We start from the raw sequence: 16,842 nt of genomic DNA on the forward strand, positions 1-16,842 counted from the left end.
AACAGCAATCCCAGCCGCAGCCAGTGCTGCAGCATGGGAAAAAGGGTTTTCGTACCAGGTTGGCCTAAGGTCGGATCAACCTCAAAACCGGGCCATCGTCTTCAAGGGCGGGCAGCGCCGAGGCCCCGGGCGCCGCGGCGAGCAGCGTCTGGGTGTAGCTGTTGTGCGGCCGCAGCAGCACCTGTTCGGCGCTGCCGTATTCGACGACTTCGCCCTGGCGCATCACCGCGATGTAGTCGCTGATCTGCGCCGCCACCCGCAGGTCGTGGGTGATGAACAGGATGCTCAGGTTCAGTCGCTCTTGCAGTTGCGCCAGCAGCTCCAGCACCTGCTTTTGCACCGACACGTCCAGCGCCGAAACGCTTTCATCGGCGATCAACACTTCCGGGCGCATCGCCAGTGCCCGGGCAATCCCGATGCGCTGGCGCTGGCCACCGGAAAACTGCCGGGGCTTGCGTTTGAGGGCGTCGCGCTTGAGCCCCACCTGCTCCAGCAAATCACCGGCTTCGGCCCAGGCATCCTTGGCCGACAAGCCGCGCAACTGCGCCGCGCGGGCGATGATGTCGCCGACCCGGTGCCGTGGATTGAGCGAGCCGTAGGGGTCCTGGAAAATCATCTGGATCCGCCGGCGATTGGCCGCCAGCGCGGCGCCGCGCAAGGCGAGGAAGTCGGTGTCGCCGACCCAGACGTGACCGCTGTCGCTGTCCACCAAGCGAATCGCCGCCTTGACCAGGGTGCTCTTGCCCGAGCCGGACTCGCCGACAATCGCCAGGGTCTTGCCCCGTGGCAGTTGCAGCGAGACGTTGCGCAGTGCCGCCACCGAGCGGCCGCCAACGTTGTAGGTCTTGTTCAACTGCTCGATGCGCAGCGCCAGTTCGCCGTCGGCGCTGGGCGCGTGCAATTCCGGGTGCAGCGCCGGCACGGCGGCGATCAGCTTGCGGGTGTACGGATGCACCGGGGCGTTGAGCACCTGGTCGCGATCGCCGATTTCCACCAGGCAGCCACCTTCCATCACCGCGATACGGTCGGCGATCTCCGCCACCACACCGAAGTCGTGGGTGATGAACAGAATCCCGTGCTGGCCGCGCCCGCGCAGTTCACGTACCAGTTTGAGCACCTGCGCCTGGGTGGTGACGTCCAGCGCCGTGGTCGGTTCGTCGGCGATCAGCAAGTCTGGGTTCATCGCCAGGGCCATGGCGATCACCACGCGCTGGCATTGGCCGCCGGAAAGCTGATGGGGAAAGCTGTTGGCGATCCGTGGCGGGTCGGGCAAATGGGTCGAGGCGAGCAGGGCGAGCATGCGTTCGCGGCGCTCGCTGGCGGGCATCTGCGATGCGTGGATGTCGAAGATTTCCTCGACCTGCTGGCCGATGCGGATCGCCGGGTTCAGGGCCGCCATGGGCTCCTGGAAAATCATCGCGATGCGATTGCCGCGCAGCTGGCGCAAGGCGTCTTCCGGCAGGCGGCAGATGTCGTCGCCAAGGAAATCGATGACCCCTTCGCTGTGGCGCAGGCCTTTGGCGTAGTCGCCCATGATCGCCGCCGACAGCACTGATTTGCCCGAGCCGGACTCGCCGATCACGCAGAGGATTTCGCCCTTGCGCACATCCAGGTTGATGCCTTTGACGGCGTGGCTGCGGTCGGCGCCAGCCGGCAGTTCGATGGAGAGATTCTCCACGCGCAGCACTTGTTGCAGGTTGTTCAGGTTGCTCATGCTCAGCTCCTTGCGCCTTTCTGGGCGTGTTCGTCCAGGCCGTCCGCCAGCAGGCTCAGGCCCAGCATCAGGGTGGAGATGGCAATGCACGGGAAAATCACCAGGTGCGGAAAGGCGATGGCCATGCTGCGGCCTTCGTTGATCATCCCGCCCCAGTCCGGGGTGGGCGGCGGCAGGCCGAGGCCGAGGAAACCCAGGGCGCCGATCATGATCGCGGTGTAGCCGATGCGCAGGCAGAAATCGACGATCAGCGGCCCGCCGCAGTTGGGCAGGATTTCCACCAGCATGATGCGCAGCGAACCTTCGCCCTGGGTGATGGCGCTGAGCACGTAGTCCCGGGAACGGATGTCGATGGTCAGGGCGCGCATGATCCGGAAGATCGCCGGGGCGCTGGTGAAGGTCACCGCGATCAGGATGTTCAGCGCCGAAGCGCCAAGGGCGATGATGATCACGATGTACAGCACCAGCACCGGGAACGACAGCACGGTGTCGGCCACGTACGACAGCAGGCCGTCGACCTTGCCACCGAAGTAACCGGCGCACAGGCCCATGGCGATGCCCACGGCGAAGGCGGTCAGGGTGGCGAGGATCGACCAGAACAGCACGGTGCGGGTGCCCCAGATCAGCCGCGAGAGAATGTCCCGGCCAATCATGTCGGTGCCTAGCAGGAAGCTCTGGCCGTCGGGGTCCGGGGTCATTGGCGTCAGCAGGGGGCTGAAGCTTGCCAGCGGATCGTGGGGCGCCAGCCACGGCGCGAAGGCCGCGATCAGCACCCAGCCGCCCACCAGTATCAGGCCGAGCAGCGCCAACGGATGTTTGAACGATTGCAGGAAGCTCATTGGCCACCTCCGCCAAGACTGCGCAAGGTGATGCGCGGGTTGAGCCAGGTGTAGGCCAGGTCGGAAAAGATCTTGGTCGCGCCCACCACGGCGCCGCTGATCATGGCGCAGGCCTCGATCAGGTAGACGTCGTGGTTCAGGGACGCGGTGTACAGCAGCGAGCCGAAGCCCTTGTAGGCGAAGAACACCTCGACCACGATCACGTTCGACAGCAGCCACGGGATGTACAGCATGATCACCGTGATCGGTGCGATCAGCACATTGCGCAGGGCATGGCGCAGCACGATGCGCGAGGTCGACGCACCCTTGAGGCGCGCGGTACGGATGTACGGCGCCTGCATCACTTCGACCATCGAGGCACGGGTAATGCGCGCCAGGTAACCGATGCCGAACAGGCACAGCACCATCAGCGGCAAGGCCAGTTCGGCGGCGCTGAAGCCTTCGCTCATGCTGCTCACGCCCGGCAGCCAGTTGAGCCAGAAGACGAAGATCGCCGAGACGAACACCGCGCTGGCAAAGTCGGGAATGGACGTGGTGACGATCGACAGGAACGACACCAGCCGGTCAATCGCAGAGCCCTGGCGAATGCCCGCCAGAATGCCCAGGGTCAGGGCCACCGGCACCATCACCAGCAACGCCAGCCCGGCGAGGATCAGGGTTTGTGCCAGGTTGGGCAGTAACAGGTTCATCACCGGCTCGCGAAAGTGCACCGAAGTGCCCCAGTCGCCACTGACGAAATCCTTCAACCACACCAGGTAGCGCCAGAGGAACGGCTGGTTGTAGCCATGTTCCACCAGCCATGCGGCGCGCTGGTCGGCGGCGGAGTAGGGGCCGAGGACGTTGATCGCCACGTCCTCGATGTTCAGTTCCAGGGCGACGAACACGATCAGCGACACCGACAGCAGGGTCGCGATCAACGCCATCAATTTGCGCAACAGAAATTCAGCCATGCTTGCAGGCTCCGGCTAATCAAGGGATGCCGGCCCGCGCACCGGACGGTGGGCGGGCGCTGGTGGGGCTGCGCGTCAGGCGCTGAGCCAGACTTCATCCATTGGGTAGAAGTCCGAAGGGTGCACCTTGAAGCCCTGGACCTTCTTGCTGGTGGCGGTGAACTTGTCGCCCCAGAACGGCTGCACCATCACGGCGGCGTCCTGCAGGATGCGTTCGACGTCCTGCATCGCCAGGGCGCGTTGCTTGGGATCGATGATGCCCATGGCCTTGTCCAGCGCGGCGTCGAACGCCGGGTCGCTGTAGTGGCTTTCGTTCCAGGCGGCGCCGCTGCGGTAGGCCAGCTCCAGGGACATCACGCCCAGCGGGCGGTGTGCCCAATAGGTCAGGCTGAACGCGGCCTTGTCCCAGATCGGCCAGTACTGGGTGGCCGGGATCACCTTGAGGTTGATGCGGATGCCGGCTTCCAGGCAGTTCTGTTGCAGGATCTGCGCGCAGTCCTGTTCGTAGCGGCCCTGGGTGTTGCCGACGATCAGATCAATGTCGATGCCATTGGGGTAGCCGGCGTCGGCCAGCAGTTTTTTCGCACCGGCCACGTCACGTTCACGCTTGGGCAGCGGCGAGTATTCCGGGTGGGAGGGCGCGACGTGGTGGTCTTCGCCCAGGGTGCCCATGCCGCGATAGGCGATTTTCAGCATTTGCGCGTTATCGGCACAGAGCACCACGGCCTTGCGGATGCGTGCGTCAGTGAACGGCTTCTGATCGCAGGCCATGCGCATGACCACGGTCTGCGCCGACTTGCAGCTGAGCAACTGGGCCCCCGGCAGACGCTTGGCCAGGTCCAGCTCGGCGACGGTGATCCGGTAAAGCACGTCCACTTGACCGGCCTGCAAGGCCGCCAGATGGGTGGAGATGTCGGTGCCCATGTCGACGTAACGCAGCTCGTCGAGGTTGGCCGGCTTGCGCCAGTAGTCCGCGCGTTTGGCGAAGGTGGCCTGCTTGTTGACCGCGAACGAAACCAGCTTGAACGGGCCGGTGCCGATCGGGTTTTTCGTCCAGTCGTCGCCGGCCTTGAAGCTGCGGTGCACCAGGGTGCAGGTGAAGGCGCTGAGCATTTCCGGAACGGCCAGGATCGGGCGCTTGAGCACCAGGCGGAACTGATACGGGCCAACTTTTTCGAAGGCGGCGACGTCCTGGAACGCGGTGCGGTTGACCGACTTGGAATCGGCGGCGATCCAGCGATTGATGTTGTGCTCGACGTCGTCGGCGGTGAACTCGTCGCCGTTGCTCCACTTCACGCCCTGGCGCAGGTTGAAGGTCCAGGTCTTGAGGTCTTCGGACGGGCTCCAGCTCTCGGCCAGGTACGGGTGGGTGATGTTCTCGGTGTCGACCCAGGTCAAAAACTCCAGGGAATTGCGCAGCAGGTTCGAGGCTTCGATCCAGGTGATCAGCATCGGGTCCTGGATTTCCTGGATGGCGCAGGCAAAACGCAGGCTGCCGCCCTGGCGCGGCGGTTGTGCTTCGGCGGCAAACGCCGAATCACCCAACAGGGCCGAGCCCACGAAGGTGCTGGCGCTGGCGACGGTGATGCCCAGCAGGGCAGCGGTACGCAGGAACTGTCGACGATTGATCTCGCCGCTTTTGACTTGGGTACACAGGTCGTTGACCGCCGGGTGCGGCGCATTGCCGTCGAGGGTTTTCAACTCGTCGAGATGGGACATAGGGGCAGCTCTCATGTTGTTTTTATTTGAGATGGCCGCAGTTTTGGCATCGGTGAAAAAATCGACAAACGATAAATTCAGCGAACAAACCTTCAAAAAATGCAGGTTACTGGCAGGTGGCTATTCCAGCGCCCGATCCAGACCGGCTGGACGCGATCCCCGGTAGGAGCTGTGTAGGAGCTGTCGAGTGAAACGAGGCTGCGATCTTTTGATCTTTCAAAGGGCAAAATCAAAAGATCGCAGCCTTCGGCAGCTCCTACATAAAGCAGTCGGGGTTGGTCTGGGATTGTCCTACACAACACAAAAATGCACGTTACTCAGGAAAATTCCTACAAGGCATGGGATGCTTTACACCTGGTCAGTCTTCCACGAGTGCCTTTCATGAAACGCAAAATGCCCGGCCTGAATGCCCTCAAAGCCTTCGAAGTAGCCGGCAGCACCGGCAGCTTCACTCGCGCCGCCGAGCTTCTAAACGTCACCCAGAGCGCGGTCAGCCGGCAGGTTCGCCAGCTTGAAGAACAGCTGGGCGAAAACCTGCTGGAGCGGCGCCATCATCACCTCGACCTGACCAGCGCCGGCCGCGTGCTGCTGCGGGCGCTGCACCAGTCGTTCGACAAGATCGAGCTGACGGTGCGCAGCATCCAGCAAAAAACTCATTCCAACCGTTTGCACATCAATGCGCCGCCGACCTTCACCAGTCGCTGGCTGATGCCGCGCCTGGGGCGTTTGCGCGAGCAGCATCCGGACCTGGAACTGAGCATCACCACGCGCTTGCAGGACAGCCTGGCGGAGACCAGCACGCTGGACTGTGCGATCCGTTTCGGCGATGGCGAATGGGACGGGCTCGACAGTTCGCTGCTGATCCAGGAACGGCACATCGCGGTGTGCGCGCCGTCACTGTATGCGCGGGAATGGAGCGAGCAGGGCCTGGACCTCAATCGCCTGACACTGCTGCATGTGCTGGCCCGGGAAGACCAGCGCTACCTGACCTGGAAACACTGGCTGGATGCGGCGCGCATCACCGGGGTCGACACCCAGGGAGGCTATGAGTTCGACCTGCTGGACCTGGCGATCCGCGCGGCGACCGACGGCCTGGGCATCACCATCGCCGACTGGCACATGGTCGCCCCGGAACTGGCAAGCGGACAGTTGACCCAGGTGCTCAACGTGCACGTCGACGGGCATCAATCCTACTGGCTGGTGACCCGCCCCGAGCAGACCGAAATGCCGCAATTGCAGGTGTTCAGCCAGTGGTTGCAGGAAGAGATCTGGCTGGCGCAGCGGCAGTTGGAGCCGTCTACCGCGGCCTCCTGACACAACGCCCCCCCCTGTAGGAGCGAGCATGCTCGCGATGGTCGTCAACGATAACGCTGGGTGTCTGATACCCAGCGGTGTTCTCAGGTTCATCGCGAGCATGCTCGCTCCTACAGGGAATGAGGTAACCTGCATTTTTCGAATGTTACGCCGCTCAATAAATCGTTTGTTCAACGAGGGTTGATTGCCAAGACTGCTCGAACTGAAAAAAACAACGATGGGCGATTCACATGCGACTCGAGCGAAACTTTGTTAACGGGCAATTTATCGAGCCGGCCAGTGCCGCGCTGATTGCCGTCTACAACCCGGCCACCGAGGCGCTGCTGGGCCAGGTCTCGGCCGCCACCGCCGATGAAGCGACCGCTGCGGTCGAAGCCGCCGCGGCGGCGCAGAAAACCTGGGGCAAACTCACCAGCATCGAACGCGCCGAGCACCTGCGTGCTTTCGCCGATGCCCTGGAAGCCCGCGCCGAAGACATTGGCCAGGCCCTGGCCGCCGAGTCCGGCAAGAGCGTCAGCGACGCCAGCAACGAAGCCCGTTACGCCGCACAAATCACCCGCTATCACGCCGAATGGGCGCGGCGGATCGAAGGCGAGATCATTCCCAGCGACACGCCGAACGAAAACCTGTTCCTGCACCGCGAGCCGATTGGCGTGGTGGCCTGTCTGATTCCGTTCAACTACCCGGTCTACACCCTGTTGCGCAAAATCGCCCCGGCGCTGATTGCCGGCAACACCGTGGTGGTGCGCCCAAGCAACAACACGCCGACTTCGGCCTTCGAAATCGCCAAGGCTGTGCAGCAGTCCGGCCTGCCGGCCGGCGTGGTGAACATCCTGACCATGGACCACGCCACCGCCGCCGCGGTCTGCACCCACAAAGCCGTGGGCCTGATCACCCTGACCGGCAGCGTCAATGCCGGGCGCATCGTGCTCGATTACTGCAAGGCCAACATCGCCAAGCCTTCCCTGGAGCTGGGCGGCAAGACGCCTGCGATCATCGAAGCCGATGCCGATCTCGAAGCCGCCGCCACGGCGATCATCGCTTCCAAGACCACGCACTGCGGCCAGTTGTGCACGGCGGTGGAGCGTGTCTACGTGCAGGAAAGCGTCTACGAGAAATTCCTCGGCCTGCTGAAAGAGAAAATCAGCGCCGTGAAGTTCGGCGACCGCGCCACCGACGCAAGCCTGATGGGGCCGTTGGTCAACGCCAGTTCGCAACAGAACATCCATGCCATGGTCGAGCGCGCCATCGCCGACGGTGCTGTACTGGAAACCGGTGGTGTGCTGCCCGAAGGCAAGGGCCATTTCTACCCGCCGACCCTGCTGAGCGGTTGCCGCCAGGACATGGAAATCATCCAGGAAGAAATCTTCGGCCCGGTGCTGCCGGTACTCAAGTACCGCGACATCGACGAAGCCCTGTCCATGGCCAACGACCACCAGTTCGGCCTGTCGTCGGTGCTCTACACCGAGAACTACCGCACCGCGCAGAAAGTCGCCAACGCCATCGAGGCCGGCGAGCTGTACGTCAACCGCACCCCGGCCGACCCGTACCAGGGCTTCCACGCCGGCTGGAAACGTTCGGGCCTGGGCGGCGATGACGGCAAGCACGGCATGCTCGAATTCACCCAGACCCGTCTGGTGGTCATGAAGTACTGATTCACCGCTACAGGCTTCACGCTGCACTTATAAAAACAATTATCAGGGCGTCCGGACCACCGGGCGCCAGAGGTCTACTTGATGTCCAAGCAAGCATCCCCTGCTGCGGCTGTTCAGGGTTCGAACGCCGGTTCTCAAAGCCACAGCGACACGGGAAGTCGCTATTTCCAACTGATGCTGCTGGTGCTGGCCGCCGGTGCGATCTACCCGATCCTCTACCTGCGCCAGGTCTACCAGACGACCATGCTCGAAGTGTTCCAGATCAACCACAGCGAGCTGGGTTATCTGTATTCGATGCTCGGGACGATTTTCCTGTTGTCCTATCTGCCCAGCGGCTGGCTCGCCGACCGTATCGCCCCGCGTTTCCTGATCTTCTTCTCGCTCGTGGCGACCGGCGCCCTGGGCCTGTGGTACTCCACCGCGCCCTCGATGACCAGCCTGATGATCATCTTCGGTTGCTGGGGCCTGACCACCGGCCTGACCTTCTGGGCCTCGGTGCTCAAGCGGGTGAAGATGATTGCCCATCACTCCGAGCAGGGCCGCTTCTTCGGCATCCTCGACGGCGGTCGCGGACTGGTGGAAGCCTTGCTGGCGACGATCGCACTGGCGCTGTTTGCCTTCGCCACCGAAACCCGTGGCGAGTCGACGGCCGAAGGCTTCAAGCATGTGGTGTACCTGTACGCCTTCACCTGTATCGCCATCGGCTGTGTGCTGGTGCTGATCAAGGATCCGAAGTCGATGGATGACACCGCGCCGGTGGAGAAGGGCAAGTTCAACCTGCTCACCGATCTGGCCACCCTGGTGAAGATCCCCGAGCTGTGGCTGGTTACGGCCATCGTGTTCTGCGGCTATCACATCTTCTGGGCCACCTACAGCTTCTCCGATTACTTGCAGGGTGGTGGCATGACCGCGGTCATGGCCGGCACCATCACCACCATCAAGTTGTGGATGCGTCCTATCGGCGGCATCGGCGGTGGCTGGCTGGGTGACAAGTTCTCCAACATTTCGGTGCTGGTGGTCGCGCTCTTCCTCGCGACCCTGGCAATGGTCGGCCTGATCGTGTTCCCGGCCCTGGGCAGCATGGGCCTGTTGATCGCCACGGTGATTTTCATCGGCCTGATGACCTACGCCATTCGCGGCCTGTACTGGGCGATCCTCGACACCTGCAACATTCCGCTGCGCATCACCGGCCTGGCCATCGGCATTGTCTCGGTGGTGGGTTACCTGCCGGACACCTTTATCCCGCTGATCAATGGCTACCTCACCGAGCAATACCCCGGTGCCGTCGGCTACAAACTTTACTTCGGCTACATCGCCAGCGTCGGCCTGATCGGGACCCTCGCGGCCCTGACCCTGCGCGCTCGCGTCAATCGTCAATCTTTCAACAAGTCCGCTTTGAAGACAGGTGCCTGAGATGAAAATCGTCGCCCTTGAAACCCATATCGTTGCCGTCCCGCCACCGCACATCGGCGGCATGTACTGGCTGTTCGTCAAGATCAAGACCGATTGCGGCATCGAAGGCGTGGGCGAAATCTACGCCGCGACCTTCGGCCCCAAGGCCATGCTGCCAATCATCGAAGACGTGTTCGAACGCTACCTGCTGAACCAGGACCCGCACCACATCGAGCGCTTCTTCCGCCAGGCCTATTCCAGCGGTTTCACCCAGCGTCCGGACCTGACCATGATGGGTGTGGTCAGCGGCCTGGAGATGGCCTGCTGGGACATCATCGGCAAGGCCGCGAACAAGCCGGTGTACGAGCTGCTCGGCGGCAAGGTCAACGAGCGCCTGCGTTCCTACACCTACCTGTACCCGGTCAACAGCCGTGGCGAGTACGACTACGACGACCCGGACCTGGCCGCCGAGTGCGCCATCGAGAACATGAACAAGGGCTTCACCGCCGTGAAGTTTGACCCGGCGGGCCCGTACACCGCGTACTCCGGGCACCAGATTTCCCTGGAAGTGCTCGAGCGCTGCGAAACCTTCTGCCGCAAGATCCGCGAAGCGGTGGGTGACAAGTGCGACCTGCTGTTCGGCACTCACGGGCAAATGGTGCCGTCTTCGGCGATTCGCCTGGCCAAGCGCCTGGAGAAGTACGACCCGCTGTGGTTCGAAGAACCGGTACCACCAGGCCAGGAAGACGCCATGGCGCAAGTCGCGGCCAAGACCAGTATCCCGATTGCCACCGGCGAGCGCCTGACCACCAAGTACGAATTCTTCAAGCTGCTGCAGGCCGGCGGTGCGTCGATCCTGCAAATGAACGTCGCCCGTTGCGGCGGTCTGCTGGAAGCCAAGAAGATCGCGAGCATGGCCGAGGCGTATTACGCGCAAATCGCCCCGCATCTTTACAACGGCCCGATCGGCGCGGCGGCGAGCTTCCAGCTGGCCACCTGCACACCGAACTTCCTGATCCAGGAAAGCATCATGACCTGGGGCGGTTTCCATGCCGAAGTCCTGACCAAGCCTTTGCAATGGGAGGACGGCTACATCATCCCGTCCACCGAGCCGGGCCTGGGTGTCGAGCTGAACATGGACGTGGTGCGCAAGCATTCGCCGTACACCGGTGAACGCCTGCACCTGCAGATGGCGCCGACCCCGGCGGACGTCAAGGACACCTCGCCGGCCAAGGGCTGACGGGATTTTTCACCGGTCATGGGAACACCACCTGTGGGAGCGAGCCTGCTCGCGATAGCGCCAGATCAGTCGACTTCGATGCTGGATGTACCGCCATCATCGCGAGCAGGCTCGCTCCCACAGTGTTTGTGCATGCCTTTGCCGGATTATTTGTACAACGACTTACGCGGTAACCGTGCATGACTTACGACTACATCATCGCTGGCGCTGGCGCCGCAGGCTGCGTCCTGGCCAATCGCCTGTCGGCTTCGGGCAAATACACGGTGCTGCTGCTGGAAGCGGGCGGCAAGGACAGTTCCCCGTGGTTCAAGATTCCGGTCGGCTTCGCCAAAATGTATTACAACCCGACCTTCAACTGGATGTACTACAGCCAGCCGCAAAAGCAGCTGGGCAACCGTGAAATCTACGCCCCGCGCGGCAAAGTGCAGGGTGGTTCGGGTTCGATCAACGCGATGATCTACGTGCGTGGCCAGGCCCATGATTTCGACGATTGGGCGGCCAATGGCAACGACGGCTGGGGCTTTTCCGACGTGCTGCCGTATTTCCGCAAACTGGAAAACCACCCCCTGGGCGACAGTGAATACCACGGGGGTAGCGGCCCGATCAGCATCACCCCGATGAAGGGCCAGACCCACCCGATCTGCGATGTGTTCCTCCAGGGTTGCGGTGAGCTCGGCTATCCGCTGAGCGAGGACTTTAACGGCGCCAGGTTCGAAGGCGCGGGCATCTACGACGTCAACACCCGCGACGGCCAGCGTTGCTCCAGCAGCTTCGCCCATCTGCATCCGGCCCTCAGCCGGACGAACCTGACCATCGAGCACTACGCCCTGGTCGACCGCGTACTGTTCGATGACCAGCAGCGTGCCACTGGCGTGTCCATCACCCAGCACGGTGTGGTGCGCACCTTTACCGCGAACAAGGAAGTGATCCTCTGCGCTGGCGCCGTGGACACCCCGAAGATTCTGCAATTGTCCGGCGTGGCCGATCAGGCGTTGCTGGCCAAACACAACATCCCGCTGGTCAAGCACCTGCCGGCGGTGGGGCAGAACCTGCAGGACCACCTGTGCGCCAGTTACTACTACAAGGCCAACATCCCGACGCTCAACGATGAGCTGAGCTCGCTGTTCGGCCAATTCAAACTCGGCCTGAAATACCTGTTCACCCGCAAGGGCGCGCTGGCGATGAGCGTCAATCAGGCGGGCGGGTTCTTCCGTGGCGACGAGCAGCAGGCCAACCCGAACCTGCAGTTGTACTTCAACCCGCTGTCGTACCAGATCCCGAAAAACAACAAGGCCAGCCTCAAGCCCGAGCCGTATTCAGGCTTCCTGCTGTGCTTCAACCCGTGCCGGCCGACCAGCCGCGGGCACGTCGAGATCGCCTCGAAAAACCCCCGTGACGCTGCATTGATCGACCCGAACTACCTGAGCACGCAGAAGGACATCGACGAGGTGATCCAGGGCAGCCGCCTGATGCGCAAGATCATGAACGCACCGGCGCTCAAGGGCATCACGGTCGAAGAGGTACTGCCGGGACCGGTGGTCGAGACCGACGAGCAGATGCTGCAGTACTTCCGGGAAAACAGCGGTTCGATCTATCACCTGTGCGGCTCCTGCGCCATGGGTTCGGACCTGGAGAAATCCGTGGTGGACAAGCGTCTGAAGGTGCATGGCCTGGACGGTTTGCGCATCGTCGATGCGTCGATTTTCCCCAACGTGACCTCCGGCAATACCCATGCCGCGGTGCTGATGGTGGCGGAGAAGGGCGCCGACCTGATCTTGCAGGACGCCTGATTGCACCGATACCTGTATCAAAAATGAATTTCCGCCGGCGCTGCTGCTCATACCTGTAGGTGGCGGATGAGCGCTGGCGAAATCATAGAGGCATACAGGGAGCGACAAGGTCATGAGTCGAGAACCGACTGCAGGTGGACACCTTCCGGGCGGGTTGATCCTGGTGGTCGAGGACGACCCGCTGATCCTGGAATTTCTCTGCGAAATTCTCCAGGACGAAGGCTATGCGGTGCATTCCCACAGCAGTGCGGACGCCGCGTCGGTGTACCTGCAGCGCCATGCGCAGGAGGTCGGGTTGTTGCTGACCGACATCACCATGCCCGGCACGCTCAACGGCGCGGACCTGGCCAACCTGTTCGGCGATCGCTGGCCGGAAAAGCCGATCATGATCATGTCCGGCTATGAGACCCCGGAAAGCTCCGGGGTGCGGCACGAAGTCTCGTTCATCAAGAAACCCTGGGCGCTGGGGCAGTTGCTTGATTGCGTACAAGGCGCCCTGAAATCACGCAACCCCCTGTAGGAGCGAGCCTGCTCGCGATGGTCGCCAACGATAACGCTGGCTGCCTGACACCCCGTGGTGCTCAGTAGTGCATCGCGAGCAAGCTCGCTCCTACAGGGATGGTGTAGATTGCGTGAAATACCCTGACAGGAACGTCCCTTTGCCCGCCGCCAAATCCGTATTCAACACCCCATACCGCGCCTTCCTGTTCGACATGGATGGCACCATCCTGACCTCCATCGCCGCCGCCGAGCGCGTCTGGGCCACCTGGGCCCGGCGTCACGGTGTCGATGTCGAGGCCTTCCTGCCCACCATCCATGGCGCTCGCGCCGTCGATACCATCCGCCGCCTGGATTTGCCCGGTGTCGATGCCGAGGTGGAGGCGGCGTGGATCACCCAGGCGGAAATCGAGGATGTCGAAGGGGTCGAAGAGGTGGCCGGCGCGGCGGCTTTTCTCAAGGCGCTGCCGGCCCATCAATGGGCCATCGTCACCTCCGCGCCGAGGACGCTGGCGTTGCGTCGCATGGCGGCGGCCGGGATTCCCGAACCGGATGTGATGGTCACTGCCGAGGACGTGACGGTGGGCAAGCCTGATCCCTCGGGCTATCGGCTGGCCGCGCGCCGGTTGGGGGTAGAGATCAGCGATTGCCTGGTATTCGAAGATGCCACCGTGGGGATACTGGCGGCGCAAGCGGCGGGGGCGGATTTGCTGATTGTCACGGCGGCGCATGAACAGCCGCTGGTGACGGAGCATGCGACGTTGGGTAGTTATGAGTCGATCACCGCGAAGGCGGATGCAGACGGTTCCATTAGCCTGTACACCCTCTAAAACTGTAGGAGCGAGCCCTGCTCGCGATGGTCTTCAACGATGACGCTGGGTGCCTGACACCCCGCTGCGTTCTCGGATTCATCGCGAGCAGGCTCGCTCCTACAGGGAATGGTGGTGTGTCAGTAAATACCTGGAATCAACCGCCAGCTCCGCGCGCAATACGCTTCATACTCCGCCCCGAACTGCGCCCGCAGCAGCGCCTCTTCCGAATGAATCCGCGCAATCAGAGGAATCAGGGTCAACGCCGCCAGCAACAGCCCAACCCCTGAACGAAACGCCAGCGCCCAGCCGATGCCGATGACCATCATCCCCAGGTAACTGGGATTGCGCAGGTGGCGATAAAGTCCGTCGGTGACCAGCCGATGCCCTGGCTGGATCGCCACCAGGCCGCTGAAGCGCTTGCCCAGCACGAACACCGGCCACATCCGCAACGCACCACCGACGCTGTACAGGATCGCCCCGAGCCAGCGCACCCCCTCGCCACCGAAGGTCCAGACGTCGAGGCGGTCGGTGAGGGCTGGCAGGTAGCTGCTCAGCAAACCCAGTACGGCGAACGCCGGCAGCACCCAGCGATTGGCCCGGTCTTCACGTTCGCCGGAACTGAGGTTGACCTCGGTGAACAGCGAGGCAATGACCATCACCAGCGTGGCCAGCGCCACCAACACCAGCGCGCCATGGGAGAAAAAAGCAGCAAAGCCACCCAGCCCCCAAATGGCCAGGCCAAGGTAGGCGAGGGTGGACACGACGGCGAAAAACGCCAGTTTGGCCGAGATTTTCATGACGCGCACACCTTCCACTGTAGGAGCGAGCCTGCTCGCGATGGTCGTTAACGAAGACGCGTTCTTCCTGAATGCATACATTATCGTTGACGACCATCGCGAGCGGGCTCGCTCCCACAGGGTTATTGATCGTTCCCGCGCACGGATCAGGCGGAAATCTCGGAACGGGCACTGCGGCGAATCACCTGCGGCGGCTGCCCGAACGCCCGCAGGAAGGCTTCGCGCATGCGGCGACGGTCGCCCAAGCCGGTTTCCAGGGCGATCTGGTCGAGGCTCAGGCGGCCGCGTTCGAGCAGTTGCCGTGCCGCCTCCAGGCGCAGGTTTTCGATGGCCTTGGCCGGCGATTGTCCGGTTTCGGCGCGAAACGCGCGGCTGAACTGTCGCGGACTGAGGCGGGCCACCTCCGCCAGTTGCTCCACCGACAGTGCCTGGGCCAGGTGTTCCCGGGCATAGCCGAGCACCGTCTGGATGCGATCGGATTTCGGCTCCAGCTCCAGCAAGGCCGAATGCTGCGACTGGCCGCCGCCACGGCGGTGGTACATCACCAGTTTCTGCGCCACCGAGCGGGCCAGTTCGGCGCCGAAATCCTTTTCCACCATGGCCAGCGCCAGGTCGATGCCGGCGGTCATTCCGGCGGAAGTCCAGATCGAACCGTCGATTACATAGATGCGGTCGGCTTCCACCTTGATCGAGGCAAAACGTTCCTGCAGTTGTCGGGCGTAGGCCCAATGGGTGGTGGCCCGCCGTCCATCGAGCAGGCCAGCCTGGGCCATGACGAAGGCGCCAGAGCAGATCGACGCAGTGCGCCGGGCGGTTCTGGCACTGGCCCGCAGGTAATCGAGCACCGCCTCGGGCGCCTGTTCGAGGATCGAATCGCCGCCGACCACGATCACCGTATCGAACACCCGCTCATCGAACGCCTCGGTGCCGACCGACAAGCCGCCGGACGCGCGCAAGGTGCGACCGTCCTCGGACAGCACGCGCACGTCGTACAGGTCTTCTCCTGCGCTGAAATTGGCGTATTCGAACACCGGCATCGCCGCCAGCGCCATGGACTGGAACCTGTCGAAAACCACAAACGCCACGCTGATCATGGGGATGTCCTCAAAAGGTCATGTCCGAAAAACGTACTTTAAACGTCATTTGCGACGCGTGCGAGCCCCCTTATAACTGCTCACACCCGGCGAATGTCTCGCCTCTTCGTGAAGGAAACTGAACATGACGCTTTCATCCAAAGGCACCGCACTGATCACCGGCGCGTCATCGGGTATCGGAGCGGTGTACGCCAACCGGCTCGCCCGTCAGGGTTATGACGTGATTCTGGTAGCCCGCAGCCGGGCCAAACTCAATGACCTGGCCAACCGTTTGAGCGACGAAACCGGGCGCAGCGTGGAGGTGCTGGCCGCTGACTTGAAGAACCCGGCGGACTTGTTGCGGGTCGAGCAGATCCTGCGCAGCGACGCCAGCATCACCCTGCTGGTCAACAACGCCGGGGTCGGCGCGGTCATGCCGCTGCTGGGCAGCCCGGTGGATGACATGCAAGAGATGATCAACCTCAACATCACCGCGCTGACCCGCCTGGCTTATGCGGTGGTCCCCGGCTTCGTCGCCCGTGGCGGCGGCACCCTGATCAACATTGGCTCGATCGTGGCCATCGCTCCGGAAATCCTCAACGGTGTGTACGGCGCCACCAAGGCGTTCGTCCTCGCCCTGAGCCAGTCCATGCAGCATGAACTGGCCGACAAGGGCGTGCGTATCCAGGCCGTGTTGCCGGGCGCCACTGCCACGGATTTCTGGAGCGAGGCCGGTAACCCGGTGGAAAACCTGCCGCAGGAAATCGTCATGTCCGCCGAAGACATGGTCGACGCGGCGCTGGTGGGGCTGGCCAGTGGCGAGGTGATCACCATTCCGGGGCTGCATGACGGTGCGCAGTGGGATCAATACGAAGCACAGCGCCGGGTGTTGTCCGGGTTGTTCGGCAATTCCGCTCCGGCGCCGCGCTACCTCTGATACCCGACCCGTCTCTGTAGGAGCGAGCCTGCTCGCGATGCACGCCAGGACACCTCGGGGTGTCAGGCAGCCAGCGTTTTCGTTGACGACCATCGCGAGCAGGCTCGCTCCT

Annotated in this window: 14 protein-coding genes; 8 read left to right on the top strand and 6 right to left on the bottom strand. The window is 62.9% G+C overall.

All coding sequences use genetic code 11. The features are described 5' to 3' along the window. Nucleotides 1-64: 64 nt before the first annotated feature. From ABTV29_RS11255 to ABTV29_RS11270, 4 genes are all read right to left on the bottom strand, one after another. Nucleotides 65-1,714, bottom strand: coding sequence for a dipeptide ABC transporter ATP-binding protein (locus tag ABTV29_RS11255; protein WP_433770193.1), 1,650 nt, complete (start codon nt 1,712-1,714; stop codon nt 65-67). 2 nt (nt 1,715-1,716) lie between these two features. Then, a complete protein-coding gene (locus ABTV29_RS11260) occupies nt 1,717-2,553 on the bottom strand; it encodes an ABC transporter permease (protein ID WP_433770195.1) in 837 nt (278 codons plus the stop codon). Further along, nucleotides 2,550-3,503 carry an ABC transporter permease gene (locus ABTV29_RS11265; RefSeq protein ID WP_433770196.1) on the bottom strand — a complete coding sequence of 318 codons (954 nt, stop codon included), beginning with the start codon at nt 3,501-3,503 and terminating at the stop codon, nt 2,550-2,552. Before ABTV29_RS11265 ends, ABTV29_RS11260 begins: the two co-directional genes overlap by 4 nt. A 75-nt stretch (nt 3,504-3,578) precedes the next feature. Continuing rightward, nucleotides 3,579-5,222 (bottom strand): ABC transporter substrate-binding protein, encoded by a 1,644-nt coding sequence (locus tag ABTV29_RS11270; protein WP_433770198.1) that lies wholly within the window; start codon nt 5,220-5,222, stop codon nt 3,579-3,581. 381 nt (nt 5,223-5,603) lie between these two features. Here ABTV29_RS11270 and ABTV29_RS11275 point away from each other — a divergent pair, with 381 nt between their 5' ends. The 7 genes from ABTV29_RS11275 (at nt 5,604) to ABTV29_RS11305 (ending at nt 13,941) form a co-directional block, all read left to right on the top strand. Beyond that, on the top strand, nt 5,604-6,536 hold the full coding sequence (locus ABTV29_RS11275; RefSeq protein WP_433770200.1) for a LysR substrate-binding domain-containing protein: 933 nt from the start codon (nt 5,604-5,606) through the stop codon (nt 6,534-6,536). A 230-nt stretch (nt 6,537-6,766) separates the two neighbouring features. Then, nucleotides 6,767-8,191, top strand: coding sequence for an aldehyde dehydrogenase (gene aldA / locus ABTV29_RS11280; RefSeq protein WP_433770201.1), 1,425 nt, complete (start codon nt 6,767-6,769; stop codon nt 8,189-8,191). An 81-nt stretch (nt 8,192-8,272) separates the two neighbouring features. Beyond that, nucleotides 8,273-9,604, top strand: a complete 1,332-nt coding sequence (locus ABTV29_RS11285; protein ID WP_433770202.1) for an MFS transporter — start codon at nt 8,273-8,275, stop codon at nt 9,602-9,604. A gap of 1 nt (nt 9,605) precedes the next feature. Further along, nucleotides 9,606-10,823, top strand: coding sequence for a mandelate racemase/muconate lactonizing enzyme family protein (locus ABTV29_RS11290; protein WP_433770204.1), 1,218 nt, complete (start codon nt 9,606-9,608; stop codon nt 10,821-10,823). Between the two features lie 179 nt (nt 10,824-11,002). Next, nucleotides 11,003-12,613, top strand: coding sequence for a GMC family oxidoreductase (locus ABTV29_RS11295; RefSeq protein ID WP_433770206.1), 1,611 nt, complete (start codon nt 11,003-11,005; stop codon nt 12,611-12,613). A gap of 112 nt (nt 12,614-12,725) precedes the next feature. Beyond that, nucleotides 12,726-13,133, top strand: a complete 408-nt coding sequence (locus tag ABTV29_RS11300) for a response regulator (protein ID WP_433770208.1) — start codon at nt 12,726-12,728, stop codon at nt 13,131-13,133. 139 nt (nt 13,134-13,272) lie between these two features. After that, complete coding sequence (locus ABTV29_RS11305) at nt 13,273-13,941, top strand: HAD-IA family hydrolase (RefSeq protein WP_433770209.1); 669 nt, start codon at nt 13,273-13,275, stop codon at nt 13,939-13,941. A gap of 119 nt (nt 13,942-14,060) precedes the next feature. Here the strand turns inward: ABTV29_RS11305 and ABTV29_RS11310 are convergent, their stop codons facing one another. Beyond that, entirely contained in the window at nt 14,061-14,720 is a 660-nt protein-coding gene (locus ABTV29_RS11310; RefSeq protein WP_433770211.1) for a methyltransferase family protein, read from the bottom strand. Between the two features lie 146 nt (nt 14,721-14,866). Next, nucleotides 14,867-15,814, bottom strand: coding sequence for a GlxA family transcriptional regulator (locus ABTV29_RS11315; protein WP_433770212.1), 948 nt, complete (start codon nt 15,812-15,814; stop codon nt 14,867-14,869). Between the two features lie 124 nt (nt 15,815-15,938). Between ABTV29_RS11315 and ABTV29_RS11320 the strand changes: the two genes are divergently transcribed. After that, nucleotides 15,939-16,730 carry an SDR family NAD(P)-dependent oxidoreductase gene (locus ABTV29_RS11320; protein WP_433770214.1) on the top strand — a complete coding sequence of 264 codons (792 nt, stop codon included), beginning with the start codon at nt 15,939-15,941 and terminating at the stop codon, nt 16,728-16,730. Nucleotides 16,731-16,842 lie beyond the last annotated feature (112 nt).

The organism is Pseudomonas putida (assembly GCF_050989985.1).
In the GTDB taxonomy this organism is placed as follows: domain Bacteria; phylum Pseudomonadota; class Gammaproteobacteria; order Pseudomonadales; family Pseudomonadaceae; genus Aquipseudomonas; species Aquipseudomonas putida_AI.